Annotated in this window: 10 protein-coding genes and 1 pseudogene; 2 read left to right on the top strand and 9 right to left on the bottom strand. The window is 39.4% G+C overall.

Annotated elements, in window-relative coordinates:
- Positions 1-61: 61 nt before the first annotated feature.
- From map to MRT15_RS06830, 5 genes are all read right to left on the bottom strand, one after another.
- Positions 62-967 carry a type II methionyl aminopeptidase gene (gene map, locus MRT15_RS06850; protein WP_304329159.1) on the bottom strand — a complete coding sequence of 302 codons (906 nt, stop codon included), beginning with the start codon at positions 965-967 and terminating at the stop codon, positions 62-64.
- A gap of 49 nt (positions 968-1,016) precedes the next feature.
- Complete coding sequence (locus MRT15_RS06845) at positions 1,017-1,478, bottom strand: ferritin family protein (RefSeq protein WP_304329157.1); 462 nt, start codon at positions 1,476-1,478, stop codon at positions 1,017-1,019.
- Between the two features lie 58 nt (positions 1,479-1,536).
- Positions 1,537-2,607, bottom strand: coding sequence for a deoxyhypusine synthase (locus MRT15_RS06840; RefSeq protein ID WP_304329155.1), 1,071 nt, complete (start codon positions 2,605-2,607; stop codon positions 1,537-1,539).
- A 215-nt stretch (positions 2,608-2,822) separates the two neighbouring features.
- Positions 2,823-3,479, bottom strand: a complete 657-nt coding sequence (gene nadC / locus MRT15_RS06835; protein WP_304329161.1) for a carboxylating nicotinate-nucleotide diphosphorylase — start codon at positions 3,477-3,479, stop codon at positions 2,823-2,825.
- Positions 3,480-3,599: 120 nt separating this feature from the next.
- Positions 3,600-4,508, bottom strand: a complete 909-nt coding sequence (locus tag MRT15_RS06830; RefSeq protein ID WP_304329154.1) for a quinolinate synthase — start codon at positions 4,506-4,508, stop codon at positions 3,600-3,602.
- A gap of 124 nt (positions 4,509-4,632) precedes the next feature.
- Here MRT15_RS06830 and MRT15_RS06825 point away from each other — a divergent pair, with 124 nt between their 5' ends.
- Both MRT15_RS06825 and MRT15_RS06820 read left to right on the top strand, forming a co-directional pair.
- Positions 4,633-5,778 carry an aminotransferase class I/II-fold pyridoxal phosphate-dependent enzyme gene (locus MRT15_RS06825; RefSeq protein ID WP_304329152.1) on the top strand — a complete coding sequence of 382 codons (1,146 nt, stop codon included), beginning with the start codon at positions 4,633-4,635 and terminating at the stop codon, positions 5,776-5,778.
- Positions 5,779-5,822: 44 nt separating this feature from the next.
- Entirely contained in the window at positions 5,823-6,602 is a 780-nt protein-coding gene (locus tag MRT15_RS06820; RefSeq protein WP_304329150.1) for a sulfide-dependent adenosine diphosphate thiazole synthase, read from the top strand.
- 18 nt (positions 6,603-6,620) lie between these two features.
- Here the strand turns inward: MRT15_RS06820 and MRT15_RS06815 are convergent, their stop codons facing one another.
- From MRT15_RS06815 to MRT15_RS06800, 4 genes and pseudogenes are all read right to left on the bottom strand, one after another.
- The gene (locus tag MRT15_RS06815; RefSeq protein WP_304329148.1) at positions 6,621-7,853 is read right to left on the bottom strand and encodes a hypothetical protein; all 1,233 of its coding nucleotides are present in this window, start codon (positions 7,851-7,853) and stop codon (positions 6,621-6,623) included.
- 115 nt (positions 7,854-7,968) lie between these two features.
- Positions 7,969-8,868, bottom strand: coding sequence for a DUF4438 domain-containing protein (locus MRT15_RS06810; RefSeq protein WP_304329147.1), 900 nt, complete (start codon positions 8,866-8,868; stop codon positions 7,969-7,971).
- Positions 8,869-8,889: 21 nt separating this feature from the next.
- Positions 8,890-9,432, bottom strand: coding sequence for a nitroreductase family protein (locus MRT15_RS06805; RefSeq protein ID WP_304329145.1), 543 nt, complete (start codon positions 9,430-9,432; stop codon positions 8,890-8,892).
- A 45-nt stretch (positions 9,433-9,477) separates the two neighbouring features.
- Positions 9,478-9,792: pseudogene (locus MRT15_RS06800) on the bottom strand (GHMP kinase); the annotation flags it as partial.

Genomic DNA, 9,792 nt, shown 5'->3' with positions numbered 1-9,792 from the left:
AGGAGATTTGGATGAAGTGAAATTCAAATGGATGAAATAAATATCAACCCACATTTTTTTTTTACGTGACCCTTATAACCTCCTTCTCCAATATAAGGAATGTATGCTCCCATTGAGCCACAGGCTTCCCATTACCTTCAACCATATACGGGTACTCAGTAATGTATCCCCTATCCAACAATTGATAGAAGGCCTTTGAGTATGAGGGGTTGTCTCTAAAATCTGATAGCCAACGCCTAGTGAATGGGAGGTAATTGAACCTCCTTTGAATTGTTAGGAATAGGCTTCTAGCTGCACCCATCTTTGGAGGTCTTGGGCTAACGAGTTTAAATATATTTCCACCCCTAACCCCATTAACTTCACCTTTACCTGAATCAATAGTTGCGAAGGGTTCAATGGCGTAAGCATATCCTGGATATAGCTTTGTGAACACATCCTTCACTTGCTTAACATTTGGTATTGCAAATCCAGTATGAAGCTTATACCTATCCATCTGATGCCCACATAGATTCCTTATTGGCTTAAATCCATAGGACTTAATGGTCTTCTCAATTATTGTGCTAATCTTCATAACCGAAATTCCAGTTTCAATGTCATTTGAAACATTATCAATGGCTTCCCTAACAGATTTAATTAAATCTTCATGTTCAGAGGATAAGTTTATGGTTACAGCTGCATCTGCAATGTATCCATCATAATGTGCACCCACATCAACCTTGACAATACAGTTATCTGGAATTATGGTTCTCGTGTTTTCATCTGCAGTGTAGTGGGCTGCAACCTCATTTATACATATATTGCAGGGGAAAGCTGGCTTACACCCAAACTCAATAATCTTCCTCTCAAGATCATCACAAACATCCTTAATACTTACACCTGCACGTACAATTTCAAAAGCCCTATTTATAGCGGCCCTAGCAGCCTCCCCAGCCCTCCTATAAGCCTCAATCACCTCATCACTTACCAAGCCACTACACCACAAATAAATTTAAGTAAAAACTGGAATTTAAATTAAACTAAAAGAAGAAGGGCACATCCTTCCAAACAATGTTAAGCCATTCAAATTCTGTGACAAGTTCCCTCCTATTAACAGCCTCCTGCAAACCCAAAAGCAATGCATGATGACGCTTCTCATCATCAAGTATATACCTCAAAACATACTTCAACCTTTCATCCCCAATAAACTTTATAAGATCCTCAACATCACTCATCATTTTCAACTCAACATCTATGTGCTCAGCAATGGTCTTCCCAAGCATCTCATATTCCCCTTCAGTTAGAGGTCTAGCTTCACCCCTCAACATTTCCACTAAAGCTTTAAAGAGATATGCATGTTTCCTAGAATCATATGCTATACCAGCCATCAAAGCTTTGACCATGACATTAGAAACCTTCGCTGAAGCATCCTCCAAACTTGTAGCATTCCAATCCTCAGATTTAATCATATCCGTGATTCTTGAAATAAACTGACCACTCATGAAACAATTTAGAAAAAAGGTGTTATATATGTGTTAGGGTTCGGAGGAGGATGCCCATTTAATGGTTTGGATGAGCCTTTAAAACGTCGCTGAAAAGCCATGACATATCAGAAGGTTTCCTCTTAAACTTAATCCTCTCATTCAATGCATGTGTTATTAGAGGTAGAGCAATTGTGGCATCACAATAGCATGTAACCCTCTTACCCTCAGCATCAATTTTACCCCAACTAATAGCCTCCTCCAATGTACAACCAGATAAACCACCCCACTGTGGAGAGTCAGTTGTTATCTGTATGGCATATTTATGTGGGTAATAGTATTCCTTCAAACTCTTCCTCATGAACCCCCTCCTACCAGGAACTTCACGATGCATAGTCTTTAAGGTTAGGGAGATGGCGAGGAGTTGGGTATAATCCTTGGGGACGCCGCCACCAATATATATGACACCAATATCCTTAACCCTCTCACCTATACCCACAAATTGATCGAAATCCTTAACGTTATCAACAATTATCGTTTTACCCTCATTCTTAGCCATTATGAAAGCTTCACCATAAGCACTATCTGCAATGGCTGGACAGAATACTGGGACACCATGCTCTGCAGCTACAGCCACAATGCTCCTAACCCCCCTCTTCAAAAGCCATCTACCAAATAGGTGTAGGAATTCCATTGATGAGTAAATGTAATCTTCACGCAGAGTCAATACAAATTCTTTTATGAGATTCTCCATAGCAACGTAATCCTTCTCAAAACCGTAAACATCATAATACCTATTTATATCAGCCTTCAAAAGTTCCCTATCATTAACCAGATGGCTACCCTGCCAATATGAGAATCCCATAGCTTCAACAATATCCTCTGAAACATTAGCCCCTGTGGAGACCAGTACATCAATAAACCTATTCTCAATGAGCCAATTAATCATCTTCCACTGTCCAGCAGTACTCATAGATCCAGCTAAACCCATAATTATCGTCACATTTGGATCCTTAATCATCTCCTCCCATACTTCCACAGCTTCACCGAGCTTCCTACCCTGATAAGCGGTTTTAGCCATTTCAGCAAGCAGTTGCGATATACTCTTCTCTTTCACCTCTATCGATTCAACCTTCCTCTTTAACTCCACTTTCAGATTATACCTCCGTTATTTCCTAATATGTAAGTTAATACACTTTTATCCTTTTCTATTCTAAACTTATATCTGAGAAAACGATGTAAAAATGTATAGTAATATTGATAAGCATGATAAATGGGTTATAAATTTCGTAATTCATTTTTACTTTGAAGATATGTGTGAAAAGTCTATTTTAATCGATTAGAATGCTAATTTATTGTAGGGGATTAATTTCCCAATACTTCAATGACCTCTAAACTTATGTCTACACGTTCAGGATTCATGGTTATCCTGCTGGTGCTTATAACGTCGATATCCAATTTGGCATAATCGGCAATATTATCAAAACCTATTCCACCACTCACTTCAATGATAACCTTATCCCTTAAACCCCTCCGCTTAAGCTCATTTAAAACATTTGAACATTCCTCAACACTCATATTATCCAGCATTATAACATCAGCTCCAGATTCAACAGCTTCAATAGCCTCCTCCAAACTCTTAACTTCCACTTCAACCTTATAAATGAATGACGCCTTCTCCCTAGCAGTCTTAACTGCATTGGCAACACCACCTAGAATTGCAATATGATTATCCTTCACCAATACTGCATTGCTAAGAGAGAATCTATGGGTGTCTCCACCATAAGCCACAGCTCTCTTAACCAGATAACTTAATCTAGGGGGAACCTTGCGGGTGGCAGCCAACCTAACCCTCCCATTAACCATCCCAACCTTATCGAGGAGAGTCCTTGTTGAAGTTGCAACGCTAAATAGGTAGGATAGGAGGTTCAGTAGAGTCCTCCTCACTAGAAGTATACTCCTCGCAGAACCTTCAAGAAACATTAAAACATCTCTAGCCTTAAAATCTTGACCACTCCCAATCCTGTATTCAACTTAATTCCTAGGAGCTAAAAGGAATTAGGAGTTGTGAAATTAAATTCCGTATGAAGCGTCTTCAAGAAACCATTTCATAAAGCGTCACATAGCAGCTCCATAACAGAATCACTCCAATAACTCTAGGGAACTAAATATTACTTCACGGGCTTTGGAGATGATTTCACGATCCAATGTAACTCTAAACTTAAGATTCTCGAGGCAATTTATAATATTCCTTGGGGTAATCTTCTTCATTTCGATACAAACAGCCCTACAGTTTACTGGAAATATCCTCTTACCTCCATAAAGTTTCCCAGCCCTATAAGCTAATCCCTCCTCAGCGCCTATGAGGAACTCTTCCCCTTCAAGATCGCCAATAGCCCTAACAATACCGTTATCGCTACCAACAAAATGTGCAAGCCTACGAACATTCTTAGAAACTTGTGGGTGGACAAGTAGCTTAGCGTTGGGATGATGTTTCAAAGCCTCCAAAACATAATATTCATCCAATAGGTACTCGTAGATGGGGCAATGGGATTCTGGAGATAACTGTATAACATTAACGTTCAATTTCTCAGAAATGTAATCGGCAAGATTCTTATCAGGGCCAAAAATCACATTTTCAACATTCAACTTTGAAATAAGCCTCAGAATTGAGGAGCTTGTTACAAAGTAGTCTGCAACAGCCTTAACCTCAATGGGGGAATTAACGTAAACCACCACGGGGACACCCTTAAACCTACTCCTAAAATCAGAAATCAAACCAGCATTGACACTATCAGCCAATGGACATCTGGAATTAGGCTCCGGATGCAAAACAATCCTATCGGGATTTATTGCAGCCACAATTTCAGCCATAAACCTAACACCAGACACAACAATCACATCAGCATCCAAATCAACAGCCCTAAAAGCCATTTCAAGACTATCCCCAACGAAATCAGCTAAATCCTGAACTTCTGGTAGCTGATAGTTGTGTGCAAGTATAACAGCCCTACGCCTCCTCTTCAAATCCTCAAGCAAATCTAAACTCAAAACACATCAACCCCAAAAAGGGCGCCATCCAAACATTTAGTATAAATTGTTTAGAGGGATTATAATAAAGATATCCAAGAATTCTGGTAAACGTTTAAATGCTTAACTGGGATTAATGTGATACATGGTGGATTTAAGGGAATTTAGACTTGAAAGATGGCAAAGCCTAAGGGAAACCAAGGCAAAAATACTTTTAAGTGAAAGTGGAATTGAACCACTAAGCATAGGAGAACTCAAAGAGATAATTGGAGAACCAATACTTGAAGATGAATTTACAATTGGATATGGATGGACTAAGGGGAGCATTGAACTTAGAGAAGCAATAATGAATACTTATCAAGCAAAGCTGAAAGTGGATAACATACTCGTAACCCATGGAAGCATAGAAGCAAACCTACTGGTAACATTATCACAAGTGAAAAGTGGAGACAAAGTAATACTGGAGAAACCAAACTACATGCAAATACATGGATTAACAGAATGGATTGGAGCAAAACAAAACTTCATATGGAGGAAGAGGGAAAACGATTTCAAAATAGATTTAACGGAACTCATAAACTTAATGAGGAGGGAGAAGCCTAAAGCAATATTCCTAACAAACCCAAACAACCCCACAGGACAATATCTAACCACAAAGGAATTGGAAGAAGTGTACGTTGAAGCGGAAAGGCTAAATGCAAAGGTTATTGTGGATGAAGTCTACCTTGGAACAGAACATGAAGATGATAAGTTAAAGAGCATAGTGGATATAGGATTTGAAAGTGGAAACGTTATAGCTACATCAGGATTATCAAAGGCATACGGACTCCCAGGACTTAGAATCGGATGGATAATAGCTGGGGAAAAGGAGATAGAGAGGATGTGGAGCTTAAAGGATTACACAACAATAGCACCATCAAAGATAAGTGATAAAATAGCATCCAAATGCCTACAACCACAAGCAAGAATGAAAATACTGGAAAGAACGAAAAGGATATTGAATGAAAATGTGAAAATCCTAAAAGAAGCTTCCAAAAACCTAGAGAAAATTAGAGTGCATATGCCGAAGGCTGGAGCAATATTCCTAATGGAATTCATAGATAGAAGTGACGATGAAGAGATATGTGAAGAACTATTCAGAGAATATGGAATACTAATATGCCCAGGATCCACATTCGATTTAAAGGGGTTTGCAAGAGTTGGCATGGGAGCTAAACCAGAATTATTCAAAGAGAGACTGGAAATACTGAAACAATCCATTACAAAAATACTCTCAAAGAAGAAATGTTAAAGCATATAAACACATATGTAAACTTTGATTTAATGGTGTAAATCATGAGTCTTGAGTGGAGGATAAGTAGACTGATATGGGAGTACACTGCGAAGGATTGGGTGGAAAACATTATAAAAAATGATGTTACAATAGTTGGTGCAGGACCATCCGGATTAACAGCCTCAAAATATCTAGCGGAAAAAGGTTTGAAAACCGTGATTATAGAGAAGAGGCTTAGCTTTGGTGGAGGGATTGGCGGAGGCGGAATGCTACTACATAAAGTTGTTTTGGGTGAAGAGGCAAAACAGATACTAGATGAAATGAACATTAAAGCTGTTAAAGCAGATGAAGGACTCTATGTTGTGGATACATATGAATTAATGACGAAACTAGCTTACAACGCCATTGAAGCTGGTGCAAAGATAGTATATGGACTCCAAGTGGATGACGTGATATATAGGGATGACCCACCAAGAATAACTGGCGTAGTAGTATTGTGGTCGGCAATACCCCTATCCGGATTACATGTAGACCCACTATTCATAGAATCAAAAGCAGTTGTAGATGCAACTGGACATGAAGCACAAGTAATATCCATAGCTTCAAAGAAGAATCCATCACTAAACATAAGCGTGAGGGGGGAGAGATCAGCATACGCAGAACTTGCAGAAAAGCTTGTGGTAGACTACACTGGGAGAATCATACCAGGACTCTACGCAACGGGAATGGCGGTTGCAGCCATATATAACCTACCAAGAATGGGACCAATATTTGGAGGAATGCTACTATCAGGGAAGAAGATTGCAGAAATAATATACAATGACATCAAGAAAGCCCAATAAACAATAAAAAGGGAAGTTTTATGTTTTCAGTATAATGGCCCAACATGGCAAACTATAATCAGCATTAACAGTCCTATAAACCTTAATATAATATACCGAAACAGTATAACCACTCTCACAGTAAACTATTACTGTAGCATCTATTGCATACCCACTCTTCAGAACCAGACACACGTCGATTGCAACAACTAATGATGCTGGTAAATAATCTAATGGTATTTCACGCACAAACCCGAATACGGGAATCGCAAACTGTGTGCTTACATCTTCACGAAGCTTAACATCAGTTGTGGGATTTGCAGGGTATAAACCCTGTCCAGGAGCGCTCTTCAGAAATTGTTCAGTACCATCAATATCGTCAACACCCTTAGTGGTATCTAGAGAGTCTGGGAGATGATAACGTATGTATACCCTATGCTCCCTATAAAGCTCACCGCCATCAGCAGGCTCCTCATACTCCCAACACTCATAGGTAATTGTGACTAAACATGAAATATAGTTAACGCTACTCTGCAAGACGTTAAATAGAAGCGTTTTCTCACTTTGTGATGTAACCCAACTTATCTCCTTATCAACTTTCCATGGAATTATTATTGTACCACTATATTTTAAAGTAACTGAAAACGTGCATTTGAAAGCTATCTCCTCATATTTATTCATAGTATAATCAACAGTAGCTGTGGTATGGGGGTCTGTAGCCACTTTGAATAATGTTTCTCTTCGTGATTCCTCCTTACTGTATACTAGTGTGGCCCATGGAGGGGCTTGTTGTTTGTAGTTAACTGTGGAGGCAAGTGCACCTTCAACTTTAAGGAGCCTATCCTTCAGCTCTACGATTGTGCTGGTGATTAGTGGCCCAATGGTTTTTAATGGTAATTTCACGGATCCAGTTCCAAAGTACTTGTATTCCCCAACCCTCCCTATTACGGTTATGTAGAATCCTGGACTAATTTGGATGGCTTTTTGAACGGAATTCCAATCAATTATTGGTTTAATTACCTCTCCTATTGAGAATTCAAATGTTGCCATTCCTTGACTATCTGTAGAGGCCACTGCCATTAGGCGGGTTCCCTTAGGGGTTACTGCAAAAACGTATACATTGGCATCGCTAACGGCTTTACCATCCTTAACCACAAGGACGGCTAAATGAATTGTATTGAGCTCCTTTCCTATAACAATTGCACCATACAATGAGACTATGAAGAGCAATATGATAATTACAGTTTTCAAATTTGATTTTATAATAAACATTACGGATCCCAAAGATTTTAGTTTGAATTCAAGTATATATATATATCGCCAGCTAAAGCGATTAAGGTTTAAGGGGAAAAAGTTTGGTTTGTTTAGTAGCCGATGTTGGATTGTTTTACCAGTTTATTTCTGGTCTTAGGTTTAGGTAGTATGCTATGTTGGCTTTACTGTTTATTACTGGTTTAATTTTGCCTTTGCTTGATGTTAGTATGGTTGTTACTCCTGGACCGTGACCTGCAATGTATGAGTTTGTGTGTACAACTACGCCTATGGTTACAGCCCCCTTCCTATAAATTCTACCGTAAGTGCTATCTGCATCCACTATTGCAACTATGTCTCCAAGTCTCAGTGTGGATAAATTATGCTTCTTAACAGTTTCCTCATCGAATAATGTTATGTCGTAATCTCCACTGTATGTTTGATTGCTACCCAAACCTGAACCCATTATCCCAGCTGGAATTATATGTGTAACTCCAACTACGAGGCAATCCCCCTCAACGGATAGGTTCATCTTCATTAGTAGTGATGGATCTATATTCATAACTGTGATGTCTGGGAAGTCTAGGAGTTTTAATCCTTGACCGAAGGCTTTAACTTGAACTTTATCCCCTATAACCAGCTTATCCAAAACTTCCGGTGGGAAATCCACCATAACATGTTCTATTCCACCATGCTTACCAGTGATGTATCCAATTGCCCCCTTAGCTTCCCCACTAACAACTCTAGCCTCATTACCAATACATGATAGAACGTTCAATGCATTATTAGGCCCTTCAGGGTTACCTGGGTAGCTGGATAAATTCTTTATGCTAACGCCAGGCTCCACGTGATCTGCAACCCAATTAACAGCTGAATCTCCAACGCGAACATTATACCTTATTCCACCAACCCCTGGGCACACTATCAATTGGCCGAAAGCTGAAATGTTGTATGGTGGATACCTGAATACTGGGCTTGCAACTTCACCTATCACAGAAACTTTAACAAGCCTATCAACATTGGTTTTCAAATTCATTTAGATCACCATTAAGAATTATTATTGTTTACCAGATTTAAAGGATTCCACATTCAACTTTACACCATAAGATTCAATGCTCACAATATCCTCCAATGGAACTCTAGTGGATGTACGTTCATGCGCCGGATATCCAAGGGTAATTGCACATACAACCCTAAACTTTTCTGGGATGTTTAGGATCTTCTTAAACTCACTTTCAAAGGGTGTGAATTGGACGCCGATCCAACATGAACCCAACCCTTCAGAGAAGGCTGTTAAAAGGATGTTTTGAACTGCTGCACCAGCATCATTCTGCCAGAATACTGGAGACTTCTCAGGGTCTGCTAAGACAACTATAACCACTGGGCTGGAGGCCATATGCTTACCATAAGGATGTATGCTTGCAAGTTTCTCACGAACAGATTTATCCCTAACAATTATGAAGTGCCATGGCTGTGAATTGTGAGCTGAGGGAGCCCACCTAGCAGCTTCCAAACACTTCAAAACCTTCTCAGGCTCCACAGGCTTATCTAAATACCTCCTAATACTCCTCCTCTTCAATATGGCTTCAAAGACATCCATGATAAAACTATTTCCTAGACAACATATATAAAGGTTAATATGATGCTAAAAGCGGTATTCCACTCTAACCCCCTCAGATGGACGTGAATAGAATGCCATTGGAAATCCACGATCAATACAAGCTTTACAAACCCTCTCCGCTGAACCCTCATCCCTAACTAAACCGATAATAGCTCCACCAAGCCCAGCTCCAGAAATCTTAGCTCCCAAAGCACCATTATCAATCATAACCCTCCTAATATCCTCAAGTATTGGTAGACTAACATCATAGTAATCCCTCAAAAGTTCATGCTGATAATTAACTATTAAACCAAGCAAACTCAATTTATCTTCAAAATCCACATGACACTCTAAATTCAT

This window comes from Candidatus Culexarchaeum yellowstonense (assembly GCF_024707025.1).
Taxonomy (GTDB): domain Archaea; phylum Thermoproteota; class Methanomethylicia; order Culexarchaeales; family Culexarchaeaceae; genus Culexarchaeum.
The sequence above is the reverse complement of the archived record's forward strand: the minus strand, read 5'-3'. Positions and strand labels throughout refer to the sequence as shown.

Excerpts from the sequence above, each read along its gene's own strand:
- MRT15_RS06845 (WP_304329157.1), bottom strand. The coding sequence starts at position 1,478 with ATGAGTGGTCAGTTTATTTCAAGAATCACGGATATGATTAAATCTGAG.
- MRT15_RS06825 (WP_304329152.1), top strand. The coding sequence starts at position 4,633 with ATGGTGGATTTAAGGGAATTTAGACTTGAAAGATGGCAAAGCCTAAGG.
- MRT15_RS06820 (WP_304329150.1), top strand. The coding sequence starts at position 5,823 with ATGAGTCTTGAGTGGAGGATAAGTAGACTGATATGGGAGTACACTGCG.
- MRT15_RS06815 (WP_304329148.1), bottom strand. The coding sequence starts at position 7,853 with ATGTTTATTATAAAATCAAATTTGAAAACTGTAATTATCATATTGCTC.
- MRT15_RS06810 (WP_304329147.1), bottom strand. The coding sequence starts at position 8,868 with ATGAATTTGAAAACCAATGTTGATAGGCTTGTTAAAGTTTCTGTGATA.
- MRT15_RS06805 (WP_304329145.1), bottom strand. The coding sequence starts at position 9,432 with ATGGATGTCTTTGAAGCCATATTGAAGAGGAGGAGTATTAGGAGGTAT.